The sequence below is a fragment of the Ruegeria sp. YKSF131 genome (genome assembly GCF_059612645.1).
The window spans coordinates 19,141-41,573 of the sequence record NZ_JBXWQZ010000042.1 but is presented as its reverse complement, the minus strand read 5'-3'; the positions used below and the strand labels follow the sequence as shown (position 1 = coordinate 41,573).

The window sequence follows — 22,433 nt, the reverse complement described above, 5'->3', positions numbered from 1 at the left end:
CCGACACGGTCTATCCCATGCCGCTGGGTTTTACCGGGATCAAGCAGGGTGACGTGATCCGTATGGGTGGACGTGACTGGGACCTTCATATGGGCAATGGCCATGCGCCGGAACACGCCACCTTCTGGAGCCGCGATGACAATCTGGTACTCAGCGGTGATCAGATCCTCAGTTCAATCAGTCCCAATCTGGGTGTCTATGCGACCGAACCCATGGCAGATCCGGTGTCAGGATGGATGGAGGCCTGTGAGAGGCTTCAGGTACTCGCCCGTCCCGATCATCTGGTTTTAGGCGGGCACAAATTGCCCTTCACCGGTCTGCCGTTGCGCATGAAGCAGTTGATTGACAACCACCATGGCGCGCTGGAACGGTTGCTGGATCATCTGGATCAGCCCAAATCTGCCGCTGACTGCTTTATGCCGCTGTTCAAACGTACAATCCAAGAGGGTGAGTATGGCCTTGCGCTGGTTGAGGCGGTTGCACATGTAAATCACCTCTACCACATTGGTGCAGTAACCCGGACGCAACGCGCGGATGGGGCATGGCTGTATCAGCGCAAAGGGTAGACGAATGCAGGACCAGATCGAAACCTCGGCCGAGGCCGCAGAAGCCGCAGCGTTGCCAAGATGTTACGAGGTGCACGCCGATCCGAAAGCCGAATCCGGAACCAAAAAACTGCCAGAGACGCTGAAAAAACCGGTGGCCAGCAAAAGCCCCGCACAATGGGCCTACGAGCGGCTAATCCTGTATATCCAGAATTTCGAACAGACATTGGACGGCGATCATGAGGTCGCCATGGGTTTCACTGGCGGCGATGCAGGCGTGATGCGGATCGAGGGGATGGGTTATTTCGACCCCGACATGATAACCTTTTACGGGTCCGACGGGACCGGAGCCCGCACGCAACTGGTGCAACATGTCAGCCAGTTGAACGTGATGTTGCGTGCGCTTCCCAAATCGGTTGAAGACAAGCCAGCCAACCGCATCGGGTTCCGCCTGGCTGCGGACCTGAAAGACAGCTGACTTGCAATTCACGTTTGCGCGCCTTTGAATGAATGAATCAGTTCGGAGGCGACCGCGTGAACAGATATTTCCATGCCGTAACACATGCCTACGCGGGGGCTTGGGCCCGGCGTCGGGTTTTTGTGCCAATTTATATCGCTGTGCGATTACTGCTTGTTGCGCTGATTGCGCCAGGGGTGGCACTGACGGTCAATCTGGCAGTCTCTCTGTCTGACCAGACGGCCTTGACGGATCAGGACATTGCCATGTTCCTGCTGTCTCCGGTCGGGTTTATCTCGTCTTTTGTAGTTCTGAGCCTGTTTCTGCTGGCCGAGGTCTTTGTGTTCTCGGTCATGGCCGGGTCGCTGCGTATGGGCGAACAAGATCCCTGGCGCGCTGGCAGTGCGGCGCTCGCGTTGATCCTGTCCCGTTTCCCGGCGTTGTTCGGATTTGCCGTGCGTTTCATCCTGCGTGTCCTGTTGCTTGCCCTGCCATTCGTGGCTGTCGCTGGCCTGATCGCGTGGTGGACGCTGACTGAATATGACATCAACTATTACCTGACCTTCCGCCCCCCCGCCTTCAAGGTGGCGGTTCTTTTGATCGGAGTGGTTGTTCTTGTACTGGCGTGGCTTTTGATCCGTCGCCTGTCCGCCTGGGCGCTGGCCCTGCATTTGGTCCTTTTCGAACGAACTGCGCCCCGAACGGCGTTTGCCCAAAGTGCGCAGAAGATGGAAGGCAGGCGCGGGCGGTTGAAGATCGAACTTGCCCTTTGGCTGGGGATGCGCCTTGTCATCGCCGCTTTGATTGCCGCAGTGGCCAGCCTTTTGTTTACTTTCGTACCCGTGCAGGACGGCAGCAACCTCAAGCTGGCCCTGACCTTCAGTTTTGTCGTCGCAGGGCTATGGTCATTGGCGGGGCTGGTTCTGGCGGCAACGGCGCTGGGCGCGTTGGCCGTCTTGTTGGACGGGTTTTTCGATATTGACGCAAAAAAGATCGCCCACCCAGAACCCCGGAAAATTCGGGCGCCTGTATTTGTGACAGTGGGCGCATCCCTTGCCGCGTTGGTTATTGGCCTTTGGTCAGGTCAAAGTCTGCTGGAACGTGTGCAGGCCCCGGATCATGCCGAGGTCATTGGCCACCGGGGTGCAGCGGCCTTGCGGCCGGAAAACACGATGGCCTCGGTTCTGAAAGCCATCGAGGACGGCGCGGATTGGGTTGAAATCGACGTTCAGGAATCTGCGGATGATGTGATCATCGTGGCCCATGACAGCGATTTCATGAAGCTGGCGGGTGTTAACCTGAAGGTCTGGGATGCAACGATGGCGGATGTGGCAGATATCGACATCGGCAGCTGGTTTGATCCGGAATACGCCTCGGAACGAACGCCAACTCTGCGTGATGTGCTGGAGGCGGCCAAAGGCAAGTCCAGGGTTCTTATCGAACTGAAATACTATGGCCATGATATTGATCTGGAAAACCGGGTGATCAATCTGGTGGAAGAGTTGGAGATGCAGGACGAGGTCGCCACCATGTCGTTGAAATATCCGGCCGTCCAAAAGATGAAGAAACTGCGCCCGGACTGGCGTTCGGGTGTATTGGCGGCCACAGCCATTGGTGATCTGTCGGGGTTGGAGGGCGAGTTTGTCGCAATCAATGCAGGGATGGCAACTCCGGGCCTGATCCGAAAGGTTCACGATGCCGGTAAGGATATCTATGTCTGGACAGTGAACGATCCGCTGCAAATGTCCAAAATGGCGTCTATGGGCGTTGATGGTCTGATCACCGACCGCCCGGCCATGGCCAATGAGGTTCTGCGCGTGCGTGCCGAAATGGGACCAGCAGAGCGGCTGATGTTGTGGTTGGCCACGACTTTCGGATTGCAGGTCGACACCAAGGCGATGCGCGATGAAAGCCCTTAATCTTTCGCTGCTGTTGCTCGTTATTCCGCACGCCGCCTTGGCACAGGACTTGATGCGCCGGTTCGAAATGCCTGCCCATCGCGCCTTGATGGACCAGAGCGAAAGCGCCGAGCTGCAACCATTCGAAACAGACGGGTGTTCGGGTGGGTTGTCCGCAAGCTGGCGCTGGGTGGCAAAGCAGTTCCCGCAGGTTGGCGAGCTTTTTGAAGAACATCCGCCTTGGGAAAACTGTTGTGTGATCCACGACCGGGCATATCACAATGCCGGCGGCGCGGATTCGGCCGAGGAAAGCTATGACGCGCGTTTGGCGGCGGATGATGCCCTGCATGCCTGTGTTAAGGCGCATGGAGATCTGTATGCCGACGAATACGCGGATCGCTATGATATGGAACCTGACCAGATCCGCACCATTCACGCGATCACCGCGGATGCCATGTATGGGGCGGTTCGTTTCGGTGGCGGGCCGTGCAGCGGCCTGCCCTGGCGATGGGGGTTCGGTTATCCCGGATGCTCGGTCCTCAAGTAAGCGCGCCCTGCGCGCGAATGACGTGGTGACAGGCGTTTTGTTTTCCATTATCCAACAAATCAAACACGCGAATTGGGATTCTGAGACTCATGGCTGAATACAAGCACGGCGAAATGAACATCGACGTTCAAACCAAAACTTTCAACGGTTTCATCAAAGCCACCACCTGGTGTGTGGTCGCGATCGCCTTGTTGTGCCTGTTCCTGGCAGTTTTCGCCTCGTAAGCAATTCGGGGGCGGCTTTGCTCAGGATATTGACTGCGTGCCTTGTGGCCGCAACGCTGGCTGGTTGCGCTGCATCACAGCGCCCGCAAGCGGATCAGACTGAAATAACGTCCCGTTCCTATCGCGATCCGGGGCCATCGACCCTGACCTTGTACACGATGATCAGCACCCGGACCGGTTCGGGCGCGCATACGTCGTTGATGATCAGCGGCAGTGAGCGGGTTATTTTCGACCCGGCAGGATCGTTCCGGGCGGATGTTGTACCGATCAGGAACGACGTGCTGTACGGAATCACTCCGAATGTCGAACGTGCGTATCGCAGCAGCCACGCCCGCGAAACACATTATGCGCGCATCCAGACGATCGAGGTCACCCCGCAACAGGCCGAAATTGCATTGCAACTGGCCAAGCAGATGGGCCCGGTGGCTGGTGCTTTCTGTGCGAACTCTACTTCGCAACTGTTGCAGCAGGTTCCGGGGTTCGAACAGATCACGACTACATTCTATCCGGTCAAACTGTCGGATCAGTTTGGAGCGTTGCAAGGTGTTCAAACGGCGGAATACCGTGAAAACGACGACGCGGACCTGCAAAAGGGACTGGCGTTCAACAATGCGCGCCTGAACCAGCTGGACGCGGCTTCATCCAACTAGATACAGCAATGTGTAAAGTGTTGCCGCCCCGGTAAAAATGGCCGCCAGCACGTTCTTGGTTAGAATGCCCACAGACAATGCAACCGCTGCGGCCGACATACGGGGTATATCCGGTTGTCCTTCGGTGGCCGCAGGCCAAACCACCAGCGGCGCGATCAGTGCGGGCAGGATGGCCACGGCTGTATATCGAAGGTGACGTAACAACCAGGGCGGCATTGGGCGATCACCGACGAGACCGATGAAGGTAAAGCGCAAAGCATAGCTGCCCACCGCAAGACCCACGATGATGATCCATATTGTTGTCTGATCGATCTGGTTCATGGCGTGTTCCGCTTTAGCATCAATTCCGCCTGCGCGCCGGCCATCATCCCTGCCGCGCCTGCGATCAGCAGGCCCAGATTGAACGGCACACTCACGGTCAGCAGGGCAACGACAATGGCGACCAGGGCGGCGATGACATGGGCCAGCGTACGCATCATTGGCCCGATCATCGCCAGAAAGGTGATCGGCAGGGCAAAGTCCAGCGCCCAACTCTCTGGAATCTGAGCGCCCAGCACGGCACCCAGACAGGTTCCCAGAACCCACAGCGGTGTGATCGGAGTGATCGAACCCAGGAAATATGCCATTCGCTGGGGGATCGTTAGATCAGGCTCTTTTTCGAACTGCACGATTGAACAGGCGTAAGACTGATCCACGATCAGGTAAGCCGCACATGCTCTTTGCCACAAGGGGGCGGCACCCAAGAACGGCGTCAGCGATGCGGAATACATCGCAACCCGCAGGTTCACTGCCAGCGCCGAAATCAAAACGATGATTGTAGGCGTTTCATCCTGCAGAAGTTGCAGAGCTGTGAACTGCGCCGCGCCTGCAAAAACGGTGACGGAGAAGGCAATGGTCTGCACGATATTCAGCCCGGCTTCTGTCGCGAAGACACCAAACAACAGGCCAAAAGGCACAGCCACGAAGACAAACGGCGTGCCGTCGCGAAAACCTTTCCAGAAGTAAGACTTGGATGTGGCAGAGGCCATGGCTAAATCCTATGGTGACGCCAGCAGCAGTATCGGTCTTGTGGAGGGGTTGCAATTGGTCACCGAAACCGACGTGTCAGACTATGTAATCGCTCCTGATCCGGGCGCGGCCCGCTTGACCCGTGCCGTCGAGGGGGTGGACCAGAATGGCGAGGTCAGTCAGATTTCAGTGGTTGAAGAGCGCCCACTGACGATCTTCCTCAACGCGCAGGAAATTGTGACGGCGATGACGATTGGCGACTATCCCGAATATCTGGCGCTGGGTTTCCTGCGAAATCAGGGCATGTTGCTGGCCGATGATGAGATTACCCGTGTCGATTACGATGATGATCTTGAAACCGTTGTTGTCCGCACCGCACGCGCGACTTCGTACGAGGACAAGCTGAAGAAAAAGACGCGCACCAGTGGCTGCGCTGTGGGAACGGTGTTCGGGGACATGATGGAGGGTCTTGAGGGCGTTCAGCTGCCGCAAGTGCAGGTGCGTACCTCGTGGCTTTACGAACTGGCGGCCAAGATCAATCGCACCCCGTCGCTTTATCTTGAGGCCGGGGCAATTCATGGGACTGTATTGTGCCGCGAAAACCGTCCGCTGGTTTATATGGAAGACGTGGGTCGCCATAATGCCGTCGACAAGATCGCAGGCTGGATGCTGTCCGAGGGGGCGACGGCAGAGGACAAGATCCTCTATACCACCGGTCGCCTGACATCCGAGATGGTGATCAAAACGGCGATGATGGGTATTCCTGTGTTGGCGTCCCGTTCCGGCTTCACCGCCTGGGGTGTCGAGATCGCGCGTGAGCTCGGCCTTACGCTGATCGGCCGGATGCGCGGACAGCGCTTTGTTTGTCTTTCCGGTGAGGAACGGTTGGTTCGCGATGTGGACCCGTCGACGGTTGTGGCCGAAGACAGGAAACACCGGCGGAAGAGTAGCCAATGAGTGATGAAAACAAAAAACCTCTCGGCGTCATCCTCGCAGGCGGGCAGGCCACCCGGATGGGTGGTGGTGACAAAGGTTTATTGCAGATTGGCGGGCGGAGCCTGCTGTCCCATGTCGTTGATCGGCTGTCTCCTCAAGTCGGTGGTTTGGCCCTGAACGCAAATGGTGACCCCGAGCGTTTCAGCGATTTGACGCTACCCGTTCTGCCTGACACGATTGAAGGCTTCGCTGGCCCTTTGGCCGGTGTTCTGGCGGGGCTCGACTGGGCGGCAGATCAGGGGGCCGACAGTATCGTAACGGCTGCCGCAGATACACCGTTCTTCCCGCGTGATTTGGTGGCGCGCCTGCAAGAGGCGGCAGAGGGGCAGGTGCATCCTCTGGTCTTGGCCACTACTCCGCGAACGGGCGACGAAGCGCTGAAATCCGGAGGGGGCAGGCGGGTCAACCGGCACCCGACCTTTGGGCTCTGGCCTGTGGCTCTGCGCGATGATCTGCGGGCGGCTCTGACGGACGGGTTGCGCAAGGTCGTGCTGTGGACTGATAAACATGACGGACGCGAGGCTATGTTCCAGGCTGACCCGTTTGATCCGTTCTTCAACGTCAATACACCTGACGATTTGGACCGCGCCCGGACACTGTTGGAGCAGGTATGAGAGTCTACGGTGTCACTGGCTGGAAAAACGCAGGCAAAACCGGGCTGATGGAACGGCTGGTGACCGAGATCACGGGGCGGGGTTTTACCGTCTCAACTGTCAAACATGCGCATCACGGCGTCGATGTGGACCAGCCGGGCACGGACAGTCATCGTCACCGCGTTGCTGGTGCCAGCGAGGTGTTGCTTGCGTCGGGGCAGCGCGTCGCCTTGATGCAAGAGCTGCGCGGTGCGCCCGAGCCAACTTTGGCCGAATTGCTGGCGCGGCTTTCTCCGGTTGATCTGGTGCTGGTCGAAGGCTTCAAGCGGGAAGGTCACCCAAAGATCGAGGCGTTTCGCGCCGAGGCGGGAAACCCTTTGATCGCGATTGAAAACGATACCGTTCGAGCCGTTGCCAGCGACACGGCGCTGGAACTGGATTGCCCGGTTTTCGACTTGAATGATACAGTCAGGATCGCGGACTTCATATTGGATGAGGTCGGTTTGTGACCCTGTTCCAGACCTTTGCCATGGTGGACTGGTCTGGTGGAAATGACACCGGGCCAACACCGCGCAAAGACGCGATCTGGGTCTGTATTGCGCGTGAAGGGCGGGCACAGGGACCTGAATACCTACGCAACCGGGCGCTTGCCGAGGCGTGGCTGGATGCCCTGATCCACACCGAACTGAAAGCAGGCCGACGCCTATTTCTGGGGTTTGACTTCCCTTTTGGATACCCGAAGGGTTTTGCCCGCGCGATGACCGGAACGGATGACCCCTTGGTCTTGTGGGATTGGTTCGAACAGCATGTCGAGGACGGTCCGAAAACGAACAATCGTTTCGACTTGGCAGGCCGGATCAATCGACAATTCGGAGGAAGAGGCCCATTTTGGATGAATGGCCTTGGGCGCGAAATTGATGGTTTGCCGCGAACCAAGACGGGCTATTCCAATCCGTTTTCCGACCGTCGTGCGGTTGAAGCCTCGGCAAAAGGCAGTTTCACCTGCTGGCAGATGGCGGGTGCAGGCGCGGTCGGTGGGCAGGTGATGATGGGGCTTCCAGTCCTAAGCAGGCTCCGCCATCGCTTTGCCGGACAAGTCGCGGTCTGGCCGTTCGAGCCGTTGGATAAACCCGTCGCCTTTGTGGAGATCTGGCCGTCGCTCACCTTGGGAGCGCAACCAGATGGGCGGATCAAGGATGCTTGGCAAGTCGAACAGGTCGCCTTGACTCTGTCGCGTTTGACAGAGCAGGAGTTGAATGCGCAATTAGATGTTTCTGCGGCAGAGGAAGGCTGGATATTGGGTGTTACACAGAACAAGCCGAACATAGCCCCGCCACCGTTGCGCAACGATTGTTTTGCGCTGCCAGCGGGTGTGGAGTGGACGCCGGTTGATGACGCCTTGGCCTATTTGCGCGACAGGTTGCATCCGATTACCTCGGTTGACACGGTCGCGCTGAATAAGGCGAGTGGGCGCATTCTGGCAGAAGATGTTACAGCCCAACGTTCCAACCCGCCGCAACCGAATACAGCCGTGGATGGGTTCGGGTTCGCTGGTCCGGTTTCAGATGGGCCACAGATCCTGCCGCTGGTCGATGGGCGCGCAGCAGCCGGTATCCCGTTTGAAGGTGACGTTCCCGTGGGCCAGGCATTGCGCGTTCTGACGGGTGCGGCGCTGCCTGACGGGGTGGATACGGTTATTCTGGAAGAAGATGTCACAGTTAAAGACGGGCATATCGCGTTCCATGGTCCGCTGAAAAAGGGGGCAAATACCAGGCAAGCGGGCGAGGATGTGGCCGCAGGCGATCTGGCCCTGCCTACAGGACGCCGATTGACACCGGCTGATCTTGCGTTACTCACCGCTTTGGGCATTGCCGAGGTGAATGTGCGCAAGCCGCTGCGTGTCGCCGTGGTATCGACCGGCGATGAACTGATCGACGCCGGAGCGCGCGCCGGACCGGGTCAGATATTCGACGCCAACCGCCCGATGCTGTTGTCTCTGGTCGAAAGGCTGGGGTTTGTACCTGTGGATATGGGGCGTGTTTCAGATGATCGGGACGCCCTGCGGGAACGGCTGGATCAGGCTGCGGAACAGGCAGATGTGATACTGACGAGTGGTGGCGCATCTGCTGGTGACGAAGACCACGTATCTGCCTTGCTGCGCCAGGCGGGGGCGATGCAACACTGGAGGATCGCCTTGAAACCCGGTCGCCCTCTGGCTTTGGGGTTGTGGTCCGGAACCCCTGTCTTTGGACTGCCCGGCAATCCCGTTGCCGCCTTGGTCTGCACCTTGATCTTTGCGCGACCGGCGCTGGGCCTGATGTCTGGCGAAGGCTGGATCGAACCGCAAGGGTTCGAAGTTCCCGCGGCCTTTGAAAAGCGCAAGAAACCGGGCCGCCGCGAATACCTGCGCGCGCGCATACGGGAAGGCCGGGTTGAAGTCTTCAAGTCAGAAGGATCGGGCAGGATCAGCGGGCTCAGCTGGGCCGAAGGGCTGGTCGAAATTGAAGATGGAGCTCGGCACATCCAACCCGGGGATATGGTTCGCTTCATACCGTATGGAAGTTTCGGATTGTGAAAATCACGGTCTCACGCGGTTTTTCTGATGCTGAACGCCCACTGGTGGCGACCCTGTTCTGGCAGGCATTTTCGGCGAAACTGAATAAAGTCATGGGCCCGGATGAAAAGGGGCTGGCTTTCTTCGAAACTTCGTTGAACCCGGATTATGCGCTGGTTGCACGGGACAAGGAAGACCGGGTTTTGGGGCTTGCAGGTTTCAAGACACGCGATGGTGCATTGGCCGGAGGCAGAATGTCAGACCTAGCAAAGGTCTATGGCTGGTTTGGGGCCATTTGGCGCGCCCTCATCCTCAGCATTTTGGAGCGCGAACTGAAACCCGGCGTGTTTCAGATGGATGGCATATTTGTGGCCGCGGGCTCGCGTGGCAAAGGTGTTGGTACGGCCTTGCTGGATGCCGTTAAGCGTGAGGCGCGGAAACAAAACATGTCAGTCGTTCAGCTTGACGTTATCGACACAAACCCCCGCGCCCGCGCTTTGTATGAGCGCGAAGGATTTCGGCCTGTGGGTGAAGAAAAAACCGGACCTTTAAGTTACGTGTTTGGTTTCAGCAGCGCGACCAAGATGTCTTGGGTCGTCAAATCGGACTAATCAAACGTCCCGGCCACGCGTCCCAGCAACATGAACGCCCGCGCCGTGCGGGTCTCACCCAAAGCGCTCAGTTCTGCATCGCTTGCGTTGGGCTCGAACTCGGCCATCATCTTGTCGAAGCGGCGGAGAAAATGGTGGGCGGCGTCGCGGAAAATCGGATCCTGTTTCATCCGCGCAGCTGTCAGTGCCAGCGAGGACCTGTCCCGTACACCCCCCAGCGCGGCAACGGCGCGACCCCGCGCGCCCTGCGCGAACTGGCGCCAGATTTCGGGCCGGGCCATGTCAGGGCGCAAGTCGTCCATATAGATGCCTTCCTGGCTGAGCAGTGTAAGAACATCCTGCGAGGCTTGCACGATCTGTGCCGTCTTGCGGTCTTTCAGCGCCACGCGCAGGGCGTTGAACCCTTCGGTGTCATTCTGAGTTTCCGGAAAATTCAAGGCGCGGATAAAGATATCGGTGCTCAGCGGTGGCGCAATTTCTTCCGCAGATGTGCCCAGTTCAAGCGAGGTCTGAGCACCCGCAACGAGTGGTTTTGCCGGGGCATAAGGGGGCGTTGTGCGCTTGGTCGAAAATGTTGCCAGCGTGCTTTCGGTTTTCCGCGTCGCGGCTGCGATCTCATCCAGTTTCTTGGCCACTGCCGGTTCGTAGGTGCTGGATGCGCGCTGCTGCTGCGCCACATAAGCCTGACGGATCGCATCAATCGCAGTTTGCAGCCGCGCGCTTTCCTCGCGCATCACGCGGCTGGCACGCATGGCAGTGGCCGCGACCCAGATCATCGCCACAGGCATGAAAACGGCCAGAAAGGTGACAACAAAACCACCGCTTTGCGCCTTATCTGGCAACACCAGAAAAACAACCGACACCACCAGCCAAATTAGGCTGAGCACCAGTGCGGCAATCTCAATCTCGGTGACAGACGGTGCCTTTGGGCGGTCATAGATGCCCAGCGAAGTCGGTCTTTCAGTTTCCGGGTCAGGTTTGGGCCCCGACATTACATGCGCTCCGGTCAGGCGTACTTGATACTCAGAATTTCATAAGAACGCACGCCGCCAGGGGTGCGCACCTCGACGCTGTCACCTTCGTCCTTGCCGATCAGGGCGCGGGCGATGGGGGATTTGATATTCAAAAGGCCGGCTTCGATATTGGCTTCATATTCACCGACGATTTGCCACGTCTTTTCTTCGTCGGTATCCTCGTCAACCAAAGTAACCTTTGCGCCAAATTTGACTGCGCCGGACAGTTTTGTTGGATCAATTACATCCGCTAGCGAAAGGATACCTTCCAGTTCTTTAATGCGGCCTTCGATAAACCCCTGCTTTTCGCGGGCTGAATGGTATTCGGCATTTTCTTTCAGGTCGCCAAGTTCACGCGCCGATGCGATGGCTTCGATGATCGCAGGGCGTTCAACGGATTTGAGGTTCTTCAGCTCAGCTGCGAGTGCGGCATTGCCCGCAGGCGTCATAGGGATCTTTTCCATACTCTCTACGTCCACGCATAAACTGACTCGCCCCGCCGCACAGAAGCGTCGGGGCGAGTCCTAGGTTGACGATTACCTGACCCAAATACCACGTGAATTGCAAGAGGTGTCAGCAGGTGCAGCGATCAATTCGCAACATCGTGCCGTCTGGATTGTTTCGGGTGTGGCCTGTGGCGATGGTCCGGTTGCCCGCCCTTGCACCATCGCCTCGAAGGCGTGCAGAGCCACAGCATCTCAATCATATTGAACCACTTCAAACTCGATGCCGTTGTCATCCCTGAAATAGAACCGACGCCCCGGTTCGTAATCGGCATGATTATGGGGTTCGAACCCCGCCTTGCGCACCTTGACCTCGGTTGCGTCGATATCTTCGACCAGAACACCAACATGGTTCAGCCCGCCGACGACATCGTAGCTGCTTTCGACCAATGGTTTCGGCGCATCGGGTTTGTAAAGCGCAAGATAGGTGTGTGCCGATCCGACATGCACTGTATATCCGCCTGATATTGCGGGCCCTTCCCACCGTGTTTTCCAGCCAAAGACCTGCTGCATCCAGGCGGCCGAGGCCTGTGGGTCGCTGACAGTGAAATTGGTATGCTCAAGCGTTGCCATCATGGGATCTCCTTTTTGGCTTGTTTCGACTCACCGTAATTTCTAAACCTAACTTTAGGTCAAGGTATTTCTTCGAGGATGACATGGCTGTTTCAGAAGGGTTGGCAATCGGGGCATTGGCCCGACGTACGGGGTTGGCCGTTTCAGCGATACGGTATTACGAAGCACAGGGTTTGATTGCGCCCTGGCGCAATGCGGGTAGGCAGCGACGTTACCAGCGGGCAGATATCCGGCGGCTGAGCTTTGTCATGATCGCGCAGCAGTTCGGCCTGACTTTACCTGAAATCCGCGAGGTCTTGTCGGGCTTGCCGGGAAAGCGAACACCGACACCGCAGGATTGGAAAGCCATAAGCGTGCGGTTGCGCACTCATCTGGACCAGCGAATCGATACCCTGATGCGATTGCGCGACAATCTGGACGGCTGCATCGGATGCGGATGCCTCAGCTTGCCGAAATGCAAGCTTTATAACCCCGATGACAGGGCAAAATCCCATGGTAGCGGTCCCAGATACCTGATGGGTGATGCACCAGAGGACTGATGTGTCGAATAGCGCCCTTGTTACGCCGTGTTTCGATTGACCAAAGTCTTTCTGACCATGTAATCAGCCGTGAAACAAAATTGCGCAGATCCTGCAGTGACAGCGCCAATTCGGAAAGTAAGCTAGGGAGCCCGCGATGGCCGAGATTGAACGCGAAGCAATGGAATATGACGTGGTGATCGTAGGCGCAGGTCCTGCGGGCCTGTCGGCGGCCATTCGACTGAAACAGTTGGACGCGGATCTGAATGTTGTCGTGTTGGAAAAAGGCTCAGAAGTGGGCGCTCATATCCTGTCTGGCGCAGTTCTCGATCCCTGCGGGCTGGACGCTTTGATCCCGGATTGGAAGGCAAAAGGTGCTCCGCTGAACGTGCCGGTGCATGAAGACAATTTCTACATGCTGGGTGAGGCAGGCAAAATCCGAATCCCCAACTTCCCGATGCCGCCGCTGATGAACAACCATGGCAACTATATCGTGTCGATGGGCAATGTCTGCCGCTGGATGGCCGAGCAGGCCGAGGAGCTGGGCGTGGAAATCTTCCCCGGCATGGCCTGTTCCGAGCTGGTTTACGGCGACAATGGCGAAGTCAAAGGCGTCGTGGCTGGTGTCTTTGGTCTGGAAGCGGATGGCTCTTATGGCCCCAATACTGAGCCGGGCATGGAACTGCACGGCAAATACGTCTTCCTGTCGGAAGGTGTGCGCGGATCACTGTCCAAGGAAGTCATCGCCAAATATGACCTGTCTGTCGGCAAAGAGCCGCAGAAATACGGCGTCGGCATGAAAGAGATCTGGGAGATTGACCCGGCCAAGCACAAGGAAGGTACGGTCACGCACACAATGGGCTGGCCTCTGGGCGGCAACGCAGGCGGCGGATCGTTCATCTACCATCTTGAAAACAATCAGGTCTATGTCGGTTTTGTGGTTCACCTGAACTACAAGAACCCGCACCTGTACCCCTATATGGAATTCCAGCGCTTCAAGCATCACCCGATGGTGGCCGAGCTGCTGAAAGGCGGCAAGCGCGTGGCATACGGTGCCCGTGCGATCACCGAGGGTGGTCTTCAGTCGATGCCCAAGCTGGTGGCGCCGGGCGTAGCGCTGCTGGGCTGTTCAGCGGGCATGGTCAACGTGCCGCGCATCAAGGGCAACCACAATGCGATGCTATCGGGCAAGGCTGCCGCCGAGGCCGCCTATGACGCGATCAATGCTGACCGTTCGGGCGATGAGCTGACCGCTTACGAGGCCGATGTTCGCAATGGCGCGATTGGCAAGGACCTGAAGAAGGTGCGCAACGTCAAGCCGATGTGGTCCAAGTGGGGCATGATCCCCTCGCTAGTGCTGGGTGGTCTGGACATGTGGACCAACACATTGGGCTTTTCGTTCTTTGGTACGCTGGGACACGGCAAGAACGATGCCCAGTCGACTGAGGAAGCCAGCAAGCACAAGCCGATCGATTATCCCAAGCCCGATGGGACGCTGTCCTTTGACCGTCTGACCAACGTGTCCTTTGCGGCAACCAATCACGAGGAAAGCCAGCCCTGCCACCTGCGCCTGACGGACCCGGATATCCCGGTCAAGGTCAACCTGCCCAAGTTCGACGAACCGGCGCAGCGCTATTGCCCGGCAGGCGTGTACGAAATGGTCGAGGATGACAACGGTCCGCGATTCGTCATCAACTTCCAGAACTGCGTTCACTGCAAAACCTGCGACATCAAGGATCCAAGCCAGAATATCACCTGGACCACGCCGCAGGGTGGCGACGGACCAAACTATCCGAACATGTAAGCAAAAAACCGGTAATGGCAGGGTCGTGAAGGCTCTGCCATTGCCTCTTGCCGACCGAAGCCCTAGCTTAACCGTCAGTCAACGATAGCAAGGCAGGATTTCGGTGGTTTCCCTGGTTCGTCGCGCGGCATTGTCCGTGCTGCTCATGTCGTCGGTCGCAGTTCCGGCCTTTTCAGAATCGGGTGCCGGTTCTTATCTGGCCGGGCGTCAGGCGATCTACGAAAGCGACTATTCTGCGGCGGAAAGATACTACGCCCAAGCTCTCAGGTTTGATCCGGAAAACGCGCTGCTCTTGGAAAGCGTTGTTGTCGCCCGCCTTGCGCTGGGGGAAATTGCCCGTGCTTTGCCTGTTGCAAAGCAGATCGAGGAAGCCAACATTCCAAGCCAGGCCGCACGCATGGCGATTTCGGCCAATTTGATCGCAGACGGCAAGTTTGACGAACTTCTGGCGCGTGACCCTGAAACGCAGGGGATCGGTCCTTTGGTTGATGGGCTGATGATCGCATGGGCCCATCTGGGGCAAGGTGAAATGACAAAGGCCATGGATCAGTTCGATGCCGTGGCAACGCAGGAAGGCCTCAGGGAATTTGCGCTGTATCACAAAGCCATGGCACTGGCCTCTATCGGCGATTTCGAAGGTGCCGAGGTGATTTTTGCGGATAACAACGGCGCGGTTGCGCGGTTCTCGCGTCGGGCCGCGCTGGCCCGTGCAGAGGTGCTGTCACAGCTGGATCGCAACGAAGACGCCATACAGTTTCTGGACGATGTGTTTGTTTCCGGTAGCGATCCGACCATTGAAGCCTATACCGGCCAATTGACTGCGGGCGAGACGCTTCCGTTCACCCACGCTGGTTCTGCGCTGGATGGAATGGCGGAAATATTCTTTACCGTTGGTGCCGCATTGAACAGCGAGGCTTCGGCTGACTACGTCCTGCTTTACGCACGACTGGCGAGTTTTCTGCGCCCTGACCACGTGGACGCCATTCTGCTGAGCGCGGAATTGCTGGATAAGCTTCAACAGTATGATCTGGCTGTTGCCGCCTATCGCATGGTCCCAGCCGGCAGTAATGACCACCATGCCGCAGAACTTGGACGGGCCGAAATCCTGGACAAGTCCGGAAAAACCGATGCGGCCATTGAAGTTCTGCAAAACCTGGCGCTGCAAAATCCTGATTTACCCAGCGTCCATGTTTCTCTGGCAGATCTTCAACGTCGTCAGGAAAACTATGCGGCTGCGGTTGCCTCTTATGACACTGCGATTGGTTTGACGGACAGTCAGGCAGGCGGGAATTGGTTCCTGCACTACGCGCGCGGTATAAGCCACGAGCGGCTGAAGCAGTGGGATCAGGCTGAATCCGATTTCCGCCGGGCGCTGGAGTTGAATCCGGATCAGCCGCAGGTGCTGAACTATCTGGGCTATTCTTTGGTAGAAAGGAAAGAAAAGCTGGATGAAGCGCTGGACATGATCCAGCGCGCGGTCGAGGCCCGCCCGGATAGTGGCTACATCGTGGATAGTCTGGGTTGGGTTTTGTTCCGTCTGGGTCGTTACGAAGAAGCGGTCGAGCATATGGAGCGCGCGGTCGAGCTGATGCCCGTTGATCCGGTCGTCAATGATCATCTGGGGGACGTCTATTGGGCTGTTGGACGAGCGCGTGAGGCCGAGTTCCAGTGGAAACGGGCTCTGTCCTTCGTTGACCCCGAAGACACGGATGGCGAGGCTGACCCGGATCGCATTCGACGCAAGATCGAAGTCGGACTAAGCGCCGTTCTGGCCGAAGAAGGTGCGGAACCTTTGAAAGTCGCAAATGGAAATTAAGGCGTTTGCGCCCGCCAAGATCAACCTGACCCTCCATGTGACCGGACGTCGTAAGGACGGTTATCACCTGTTGGATTCGTTAGTGGTTTTTGCTGATCTGGGCGATCAATTGACATTCACACCCGGCCCCGAACTGTCTATGGACGTGATTGGGGAGTTTGCTGAAGGCGTGCCCACGGACAACCGTAATCTGGTCTGGAAAGCGGCCGAAGGCGTCGGCTGGACCGGGCATGTAGACCTGATCAAGTCGCTGCCCCACGGGGCAGGTATAGGGGGTGGGTCATCGGATGCGGCCGCCACGCTTTGGACATTGGCAGGGCAGGGATGTGACGTCCCGCCTGACTTGCCGTTGTCACTGGGGGCAGATGTGCCCGTTTGCCTGGAAAGCCGGGCGATCAGAATGCAAGGCATTGGCGATCGTTTGGCGGCGGTGAACCTTCCGCACTTACCCGCCCTTTTGGTCAACCCGAATGTGCCGGTGCCGACAAATGCCGTTTTCAACGCATTGTCGTCCAGAGACAATCCGCCGATGCCTGAGTTAGTCCCAGATTTTGTAGACGCTGAAGTCTGTGCCCTGTGGTTGCGTGATCAACGCAATGACCTGCAGGTACCTGCCATGGGCGTTGCACCTGAGATCGAGCAGGTTCTGGACGAGTTGAACATGACCAATCGTGCCCTTGTAACGCGCATGTCGGGCTCCGGCTCGACCTGTTATGCGCTGTACCCCACAATGAAAGACGCGCATTTCGCGGCCTATGAGATCGGTGCGGCGCATCCTGATTGGTGGTGCCGCGCGACGCAGCTTAACTAAGGCGCGAGACCACGTAATCGGCCAGTTCGCGCAGCAGGCTGCGAATTTCATGATCAGGTAGAACATCCAAAGATGCCTTTGCCTTGTTCGCCCAGCCCAATGCGTCCTGCCGGGTTTCTTCCAGCGTTGCGTATTTGTCCATCAGGCCCAGCGCATGATCCAGATCGCCTTCCTGTTGGCGGCCCTTTTCGATCGTACGCTCCCAGAACGCGCGTTCTTCGGGCGTGGCCTGTGCAACTGCCTTGATGACAGGCAGGGTCAGCTTTCGTTCGCGGAAATCATCGCCCACATTTTTGCCGGTTGTCTTGCTGTCACCCTGATAATCCAGCAGGTCGTCCGCAATCTGGAATGCGATCCCCAATGCGTCACCATAATCGAACAGAGCTTTGATCTGTTCTTCCGATGCACCGGCGATCACGCCACCCACCTCGGTCGCAGCTGAAAACAAAGCTGCTGTCTTGCCGCGCACGACCTGTAGGTAAACGCTTTCATCTGTACGCAGGTCGGTTGCCGCGGTCATTTGCAGCACCTCGCCTTCGGCGATGGTTGCTGAGGCATTAGCCAAGATATCCAGAACCCGCAGCGAACCCGTTTCGACCATCAATTGGAAGCTGCGGGAAAACAGGTAATCACCGACCAGCACGCTGGATTTGTTATCCCAAAGTAGATTTGCGGTCGGGCGTCCGCGCCGTTGGGCGCTCTCATCCACAACGTCGTCGTGCAGAAGGGTGGCGGTGTGGATGAACTCGACCGTGGCAGCAAGGCGCACGTGGTGCTCACCTGAATAGCGAAACAGCCGCGCCGCTGCCAATGTCAGCATTGGGCGCAGGCGCTTTCCGCCTGCCTCGACCAGGTGCTGGGTCACTTCGGGGATACGTGGGGCATGGTCCGACGCCATCCGGGCGCGGATCAACGTGTTCACAGCCTCCATTTCACCCGCCAGAATTTCAGCGAGGCGCTCATGCGGTTTTGAGATCATGCCGACGGTCATCACACTCCTGATACAAGGCTCGACTTCCGCCCCGCCTTGCCCTTACATCCATCCCCATGAAAGAACTATTGCGCAGTACCGATCCGACGATCCTGGCCTTTGCATCCGCTCTCCTTGAAGGCGAGGATATAGACTGCTTTCAGATGGACGTAAATATGAGCATCCTCGAAGGTGGGATCGGGATCTTTCCCCGCCGACTGATGGTTCGCGCCGAAGACCTGACCCGTGCCGAACGTGTGATGCGCGACAATGAAATTCCGCTGGGCCGATGAACCGGTTTTCCGATAGTGAACTCAGCTGCAATGATTTCCTGGGGGGCAGGATCCGGTTGCTGCAACCTCAGTCGGGTTATCGTGCCGGGGTCGATCCGGTATTGCTTGCCGCATCCGTTCCGGTCAGGGCAGGTCAGTCTGTGTTGGAGCTGGGGTGCGGTGCCGGTGCCGCCATTCTTTGCTTGTCCTCACGAGTGCCCGGTTTGCACGTGACAGGTATCGAGCTCCAGCCCGCCTATGCGGAATTGGCCCGTAGAAACGCGGAAATCAACGGGATAGAACTGGAAGTTGTCGAAGCTGACCTGACCGCTTTGCCCGAGGCGCTTCGGCAGCGCCAGTTCGATCACGTCATTGCGAATCCGCCCTATTATCGGGCGGGGGCGCATAGCCCTGCAAAGGATGCTGGAAGAAGTGTGGCCCTGAGCGAAGACACCCAGTTGGCCGACTGGATTGCAGTGGCTGCCAGACGCCTTGCGCAAAAAGGGTACCTGCACATGATCCAGAAAGCCGATCGACTGCCCGACATGCTGGCAGCGTGCCAAGGGAGATTGGGATCGGTAGAGTTGTTGCCGCTAAGCCCACGGACAGGGCGAGAGGCTGAACTGATCATTCTGCGCGCCCGCAAAGGAGGGCGTGCGGCATTTCGCCTCCACCCACCTTTGATTCTGCACGCGGGTGAACGTCACAAAAAAGACGGCGAAAGCTATACGGATGCGGTTTCGGCTGTGCTTCGGAAGGCCGCTGCCCTGCCCGGGTTCTGACGACGACCGGCAATGTCCAGCCGATTTTGTCGGATTTGTTTCAGATTCTGTGCGTCTGCAGCGTGACAGGGTGGAAACGATGTGATCAACTTCTTACGTGACATACAGACACGTATAAAAGGAGGATCGCAATGAGCGTGAGCGCACATCTGACAGAACTGAAGAAAAAGCATGAATCTCTCGGTCTAGAAGTAGAACAAGCCCAACGCTCGCCAGGCATCGATGATCTCCACATAGCCCAGCTGAAGAAACAGAAGCTCAAGCTGAAGGAAGAGATCGAGCGACTGTCTGCTTAAGATTTCAAACTGGAACGGGCCGCGATCAAGGCCCCGCCGGTAATCAGAAAAGCCGCGATCGCCAGCCCCCAGGATGGGGCAGCGATCCCGGCCATCACCAAAGCAAGTGTCGACAATAGCGGGGCCGCGTAAGATGAGGTCCCGAGCATTTGAATATGACCCTGCTTCACCCCGATATCCCAAACATAAAAGGCCAGCCCAACGGGCCCAAGGCCAAGTGCCAGTACAGAAACCCACCCTAGTGTCGAGTCGGGCAGCACGGTGTCTTCAACGGCCAGATGCAGCAGACCCGAAGCCAACGCAGCCATCAGACAAAAGACCGCAACCGAACTGGTGGGTGTATCACCCAATCTGCGTGACAGAACTGAATAGCCTGACCATGTCATCGCGCAAAGCAGGGCCAATGTGTATCCTGGCAGATGTTGCGCCTGAAAACCTGCGCTCCCGCCTCCGGTGATGATCAAAGCAGCCCCAGCAAAGCCAAGGCACGCCCCAATCAAGTGACCAGCGCGAAGCTGCTCGCCCGGTAGCAGGCCGGAAAACAGAACGATAAGAAGGGGCCAGAGATAGGCAATCAGTCCGGCCTCGGCCGCGGGGGCCATGCGTAGGGCTGAAAAATACAATGCGTGGTACCCGAACAGGCCCAATGAACCGAACAGGTAGGTCGTCCAGGGGATCTGTTTCAACCCGCTGAACCCACCGGTTGCGGCTGTCCAGATCAACCCAAGTGTACCACCAATCGAAAAGCAGATCGTGTTCAGCAGCAAAGGCGGTGTAGGTGCAGAGCCGACGGTCAAAAGCGCCAGCAAAGCCCATAATAGTACGGCCCCAAAACCGATGGCTGTTGCGCGCGTTTTGGTCATGATCCGGGAACCTCTTCGATCGGAATAATGTCGAACTCATCCGAAATATGTGCGGTCTTTTCAATCTCGGTCAGGAACCAATCCCGAAATGCTGCGATCTGAGGACGTTTCTCGGCCCCCGGAAGGCACAGGAATCGGAACCGGCCCTGCGTTTCCAGCGCGACCTTGAAGGGGGCAACCAGCCGACCTTCGGTCAAGTCCTTGAGGATCATGGCACGCCGTCCAAGGGCGACACCAACACCGGCGACAGCGGCGTCAATCGCGTGATCTGCGTTGGAAAAATACGCCCCATGAGTGGGTATGAAATCGATACCCACAGCGCGGAACCAGGCAGGCCAGTCGCAGGGTGGGGTCAGAAAGTTGATCGAATCGTCGTGGATCAACGGTGCGTCGCGCAGGCTGTCTGGCGTGGTGAATTGTTCCGCCAGCTCCGGGGTCATGACTGGGGTCAGCCACTCCTTTCTTACAGGTACGGAATACAGCCCCTCATCGGCGGAATTGCCAAACCGGATGGCAACATCTACATCATCCCGCTCCAGATCCATGTTGCGCAACGTGGCCGAGAATTTCAGATCGATTTCCGGATGCGCACGGGCAAACTCGTAAAGGCGAGGCGCCAGCCACTTTGCGGTCAGCGCCGGACCTGCGGTGACGGTCAGTCCGGTGCCATCCTCCTGCCTGCGTACGGCACGCCACGCGGCTTGCAAGGTGGCAAAGCCTTCTGCCGCGCCGGGGGCCAGGGCGCGGCCCGCATCGGTCAGTTCCACAGCGCGGTTCAGACGGCGGAACAGAGGGCGGCCCAGATGCTCCTCAAGCGATTTGATCTGAAAGGACAGGGCCGCTGGCGTCACGTGCAGCTCTTCCGCCGCTTTCGCGAAGGACATGTGCCGGGCCGCGGCATCAAAAGCCCGAAGCGCGGTAAGTGGGGGCAGATAATCACTCATAGCCAAGAAATTCTTAACTGAAGGTTCAGGAAACTTCGTTTGTCACGGCTTTAAGTGACCTTCATATTCACATCAGGTCAAGCAAAACTGAATTGAAAGGCGGCTGCCATGATCGAGATGACAACAAATCCCGCCGCCCAAGTGGCGATCCTGCGCGCTCATGAAGAGCGTGGCAAGGTGGTCCGGCAGATGTGGAATTGGGTATTGGGTTCCCGCTGATCGCAGCGCGCGCGTTCTTACGGGATCAGAAAGGGCCGGTCCAAAGGGGCCGGCCCGTTTTTTTGTTCACAAGCCTGGATCAGACGAAGAACTGAGCACCGTTGGCCGAGATGGTCGAGCCGTTGATGAACTGAGATTCGTCCGAGGCCAAGAAGGTCACACAGCGTGCAATCTCTTCAGGCTCGCCCAGACGACCGGCAGGGATCTGGCCAATAATCGATTCGCGTACCTTTTCAGGCACCGCCATCACCATCTCGGTTGCGATATAACCGGGGCAGATTGCGTTGGCCGTGATGCCCGCCCGCGCGCCTTCCTGCGCCAGAGATTTCACGATGCCCAAATCGCCAGCTTTGGTCGCAGCATAGTTCACCTGAGCGAACTGGCCCTTCTGACCGTTGATGGAGCTGATGACGATGACACGGCCAAACTTGCGCTCGCGCATGCCAGGCCAGACAGGGTGCACAGTGTTGAACACGCCAGTCAGGTTGGTGTCGATCACGTCTTTCCACTGATCGGGTGTCATTTTATGGAAAGGTGCATCACGGGTGATGCCAGCGTTGGCGACAACGATATCGATGGGGCCAACCTCGGCCTCAACCTTTTCGATACCTGCTTTGGATTCGTCATAATCGGCGACGTTCCACTTGTAGGTCTTAATGCCGGTCTCTTCGGTGAATTTCGCGGCGGCTTCGTCATTCCCTGCATAGGTGGCCGCAACGTTATATCCTTCGGCTTTGAGCGCCTTGGAAATTGCTGCGCCAATGCCGCGAGAACCGCCGGTAACGAGTGCTGTACGTGCCATTTAGGACTCCTCCAATTTTAGTCGCCTTGGTAATGCTGTTACTTTGAGAGATGCTTGTGCGCAATATTGTTTCGTCGTTAAGGTGTTTATTTCGGATGGCAATATCGTCGCATCTAAGGGGTACGACCCCAGTGTAACAAAAAAGGGCGTCCCATGGACGCCCT

Annotated in this window: 27 protein-coding genes; 18 read left to right on the top strand and 9 right to left on the bottom strand. The window is 57.6% G+C overall.

Going from position 1 to position 22,433, the window contains the following annotated elements; translation table 11 throughout:
• The 6 genes from AC2FLZ_RS14830 to AC2FLZ_RS14805 form a co-directional block, all read left to right on the top strand.
• On the top strand, positions 1 to 566 hold a 566-nt coding region (locus AC2FLZ_RS14830), incomplete at its 5' end, for an MBL fold metallo-hydrolase (protein ID WP_496882346.1).
• A gap of 4 nt (positions 567 to 570) precedes the next feature.
• Entirely contained in the window at positions 571 to 1,023 is a 453-nt protein-coding gene (locus AC2FLZ_RS14825; RefSeq protein WP_480475001.1) for a DUF6173 family protein, read from the top strand.
• Positions 1,024 to 1,055: 32 nt separating this feature from the next.
• Positions 1,056 to 2,921: a glycerophosphodiester phosphodiesterase gene (locus AC2FLZ_RS14820; RefSeq protein WP_496808320.1), complete on the top strand. Its 1,866-nt coding sequence runs from the start codon at positions 1,056 to 1,058 to the stop codon at positions 2,919 to 2,921.
• Positions 2,908 to 3,447 carry a hypothetical protein gene (locus AC2FLZ_RS14815; protein ID WP_480483080.1) on the top strand — a complete coding sequence of 180 codons (540 nt, stop codon included), beginning with the start codon at positions 2,908 to 2,910 and terminating at the stop codon, positions 3,445 to 3,447. The genes AC2FLZ_RS14820 and AC2FLZ_RS14815 overlap by 14 nt, the downstream gene beginning before the upstream one ends.
• An 89-nt stretch (positions 3,448 to 3,536) precedes the next feature.
• Positions 3,537 to 3,671, top strand: coding sequence for an aa3-type cytochrome c oxidase subunit IV (locus AC2FLZ_RS14810; RefSeq protein ID WP_267364539.1), 135 nt, complete (start codon positions 3,537 to 3,539; stop codon positions 3,669 to 3,671).
• A gap of 17 nt (positions 3,672 to 3,688) precedes the next feature.
• A complete protein-coding gene (locus AC2FLZ_RS14805) occupies positions 3,689 to 4,321 on the top strand; it encodes a hypothetical protein (protein WP_480475007.1) in 633 nt (210 codons plus the stop codon).
• On the opposite strand, the gene AC2FLZ_RS14800 is transcribed toward AC2FLZ_RS14805, so the two are convergent.
• Together AC2FLZ_RS14800 and AC2FLZ_RS14795 are read right to left on the bottom strand one after the other, a co-directional pair.
• Entirely contained in the window at positions 4,310 to 4,642 is a 333-nt protein-coding gene (locus tag AC2FLZ_RS14800; protein ID WP_209506607.1) for an AzlD domain-containing protein, read from the bottom strand. The two genes, AC2FLZ_RS14805 and AC2FLZ_RS14800, sit on opposite strands and share 12 nt — an antisense overlap.
• A complete protein-coding gene (locus AC2FLZ_RS14795) occupies positions 4,639 to 5,349 on the bottom strand; it encodes an AzlC family ABC transporter permease (protein ID WP_496808318.1) in 711 nt (236 codons plus the stop codon). The genes AC2FLZ_RS14800 and AC2FLZ_RS14795 overlap by 4 nt, the downstream gene beginning before the upstream one ends.
• Here AC2FLZ_RS14795 and AC2FLZ_RS14790 point away from each other — a divergent pair.
• From AC2FLZ_RS14790 to AC2FLZ_RS14770, 5 genes are read left to right on the top strand one after another with little or no spacing between them, the layout of a single operon-like run.
• Positions 5,348 to 6,286, top strand: a complete 939-nt coding sequence (locus AC2FLZ_RS14790; protein ID WP_480494336.1) for a formate dehydrogenase accessory sulfurtransferase FdhD — start codon at positions 5,348 to 5,350, stop codon at positions 6,284 to 6,286. The genes AC2FLZ_RS14795 and AC2FLZ_RS14790 overlap by 2 nt on opposite strands.
• Positions 6,283 to 6,939 (top strand): molybdenum cofactor guanylyltransferase MobA, encoded by a 657-nt coding sequence (gene mobA / locus AC2FLZ_RS14785; protein ID WP_480494334.1) that lies wholly within the window; start codon positions 6,283 to 6,285, stop codon positions 6,937 to 6,939. Before AC2FLZ_RS14790 ends, mobA begins: the two co-directional genes overlap by 4 nt.
• Entirely contained in the window at positions 6,936 to 7,427 is a 492-nt protein-coding gene (gene mobB / locus AC2FLZ_RS14780) for a molybdopterin-guanine dinucleotide biosynthesis protein B (protein WP_480494332.1), read from the top strand. The genes mobA and mobB overlap by 4 nt, the downstream gene beginning before the upstream one ends.
• Entirely contained in the window at positions 7,424 to 9,493 is a 2,070-nt protein-coding gene (locus AC2FLZ_RS14775; protein WP_496882345.1) for a molybdopterin-binding protein, read from the top strand. The genes mobB and AC2FLZ_RS14775 overlap by 4 nt, the downstream gene beginning before the upstream one ends.
• On the top strand, positions 9,490 to 10,083 hold the full coding sequence (locus tag AC2FLZ_RS14770; RefSeq protein ID WP_480604700.1) for a GNAT family N-acetyltransferase: 594 nt from the start codon (positions 9,490 to 9,492) through the stop codon (positions 10,081 to 10,083). The genes AC2FLZ_RS14775 and AC2FLZ_RS14770 overlap by 4 nt, the downstream gene beginning before the upstream one ends.
• On the opposite strand, the gene AC2FLZ_RS14765 is transcribed toward AC2FLZ_RS14770, so the two are convergent.
• The 3 genes from AC2FLZ_RS14765 to AC2FLZ_RS14755 form a co-directional block, all read right to left on the bottom strand.
• The gene (locus tag AC2FLZ_RS14765) at positions 10,080 to 11,075 is read right to left on the bottom strand and encodes a hypothetical protein (RefSeq protein ID WP_480518397.1); all 996 of its coding nucleotides are present in this window, start codon (positions 11,073 to 11,075) and stop codon (positions 10,080 to 10,082) included. The genes AC2FLZ_RS14770 and AC2FLZ_RS14765 overlap by 4 nt on opposite strands.
• A gap of 14 nt (positions 11,076 to 11,089) precedes the next feature.
• A complete protein-coding gene (greA, locus tag AC2FLZ_RS14760; RefSeq protein ID WP_480518399.1) occupies positions 11,090 to 11,560 on the bottom strand; it encodes a transcription elongation factor GreA in 471 nt (156 codons plus the stop codon).
• Positions 11,561 to 11,794: 234 nt separating this feature from the next.
• A complete protein-coding gene (locus tag AC2FLZ_RS14755) occupies positions 11,795 to 12,175 on the bottom strand; it encodes a VOC family protein (protein WP_480518401.1) in 381 nt (126 codons plus the stop codon).
• Positions 12,176 to 12,255: 80 nt separating this feature from the next.
• On the opposite strand from AC2FLZ_RS14755, the gene soxR reads away from it, so the two are divergent.
• The 4 genes from soxR (at position 12,256) to AC2FLZ_RS14735 (ending at position 17,121) form a co-directional block, all read left to right on the top strand.
• Positions 12,256 to 12,711 carry a redox-sensitive transcriptional activator SoxR gene (gene soxR, locus AC2FLZ_RS14750; protein WP_496808315.1) on the top strand — a complete coding sequence of 152 codons (456 nt, stop codon included), beginning with the start codon at positions 12,256 to 12,258 and terminating at the stop codon, positions 12,709 to 12,711.
• Positions 12,712 to 12,847: 136 nt separating this feature from the next.
• Positions 12,848 to 14,494 (top strand): electron transfer flavoprotein-ubiquinone oxidoreductase, encoded by a 1,647-nt coding sequence (locus AC2FLZ_RS14745; RefSeq protein WP_496822373.1) that lies wholly within the window; start codon positions 12,848 to 12,850, stop codon positions 14,492 to 14,494.
• 103 nt (positions 14,495 to 14,597) lie between these two features.
• The gene (locus AC2FLZ_RS14740) at positions 14,598 to 16,310 is read left to right on the top strand and encodes a tetratricopeptide repeat protein (RefSeq protein WP_496882344.1); all 1,713 of its coding nucleotides are present in this window, start codon (positions 14,598 to 14,600) and stop codon (positions 16,308 to 16,310) included.
• A complete protein-coding gene (locus tag AC2FLZ_RS14735) occupies positions 16,300 to 17,121 on the top strand; it encodes a 4-(cytidine 5'-diphospho)-2-C-methyl-D-erythritol kinase (RefSeq protein ID WP_480554228.1) in 822 nt (273 codons plus the stop codon). The genes AC2FLZ_RS14740 and AC2FLZ_RS14735 overlap by 11 nt, the downstream gene beginning before the upstream one ends.
• Here AC2FLZ_RS14735 and AC2FLZ_RS14730 read toward each other — a convergent pair.
• Positions 17,114 to 18,112 carry a polyprenyl synthetase family protein gene (locus AC2FLZ_RS14730; RefSeq protein WP_480554227.1) on the bottom strand — a complete coding sequence of 333 codons (999 nt, stop codon included), beginning with the start codon at positions 18,110 to 18,112 and terminating at the stop codon, positions 17,114 to 17,116. The genes AC2FLZ_RS14735 and AC2FLZ_RS14730 overlap by 8 nt on opposite strands.
• A 56-nt stretch (positions 18,113 to 18,168) precedes the next feature.
• Between AC2FLZ_RS14730 and AC2FLZ_RS14725 the strand changes: the two genes are divergently transcribed.
• The 3 genes from AC2FLZ_RS14725 (at position 18,169) to AC2FLZ_RS14715 (ending at position 19,441) form a co-directional block, all read left to right on the top strand.
• Positions 18,169 to 18,384 carry a putative signal transducing protein gene (locus tag AC2FLZ_RS14725; protein WP_050604033.1) on the top strand — a complete coding sequence of 72 codons (216 nt, stop codon included), beginning with the start codon at positions 18,169 to 18,171 and terminating at the stop codon, positions 18,382 to 18,384.
• A complete protein-coding gene (locus AC2FLZ_RS14720) occupies positions 18,381 to 19,145 on the top strand; it encodes a tRNA1(Val) (adenine(37)-N6)-methyltransferase (protein WP_496882343.1) in 765 nt (254 codons plus the stop codon). The genes AC2FLZ_RS14725 and AC2FLZ_RS14720 overlap by 4 nt, the downstream gene beginning before the upstream one ends.
• A gap of 131 nt (positions 19,146 to 19,276) precedes the next feature.
• Positions 19,277 to 19,441 carry a YdcH family protein gene (locus AC2FLZ_RS14715; RefSeq protein ID WP_083445267.1) on the top strand — a complete coding sequence of 55 codons (165 nt, stop codon included), beginning with the start codon at positions 19,277 to 19,279 and terminating at the stop codon, positions 19,439 to 19,441.
• Here AC2FLZ_RS14715 and yddG read toward each other — a convergent pair.
• From yddG to phbB, 3 genes are all read right to left on the bottom strand, one after another.
• Positions 19,438 to 20,304, bottom strand: a complete 867-nt coding sequence (gene yddG, locus AC2FLZ_RS14710; RefSeq protein WP_480554225.1) for an aromatic amino acid exporter YddG — start codon at positions 20,302 to 20,304, stop codon at positions 19,438 to 19,440. The two genes, AC2FLZ_RS14715 and yddG, sit on opposite strands and share 4 nt — an antisense overlap.
• The gene (locus AC2FLZ_RS14705) at positions 20,301 to 21,248 is read right to left on the bottom strand and encodes a transcriptional regulator GcvA (protein ID WP_480554224.1); all 948 of its coding nucleotides are present in this window, start codon (positions 21,246 to 21,248) and stop codon (positions 20,301 to 20,303) included. The genes yddG and AC2FLZ_RS14705 overlap by 4 nt, the downstream gene beginning before the upstream one ends.
• A gap of 298 nt (positions 21,249 to 21,546) precedes the next feature.
• On the bottom strand, positions 21,547 to 22,269 hold the full coding sequence (gene phbB, locus AC2FLZ_RS14700) for an acetoacetyl-CoA reductase (RefSeq protein WP_209506587.1): 723 nt from the start codon (positions 22,267 to 22,269) through the stop codon (positions 21,547 to 21,549).
• Positions 22,270 to 22,433 lie beyond the last annotated feature (164 nt).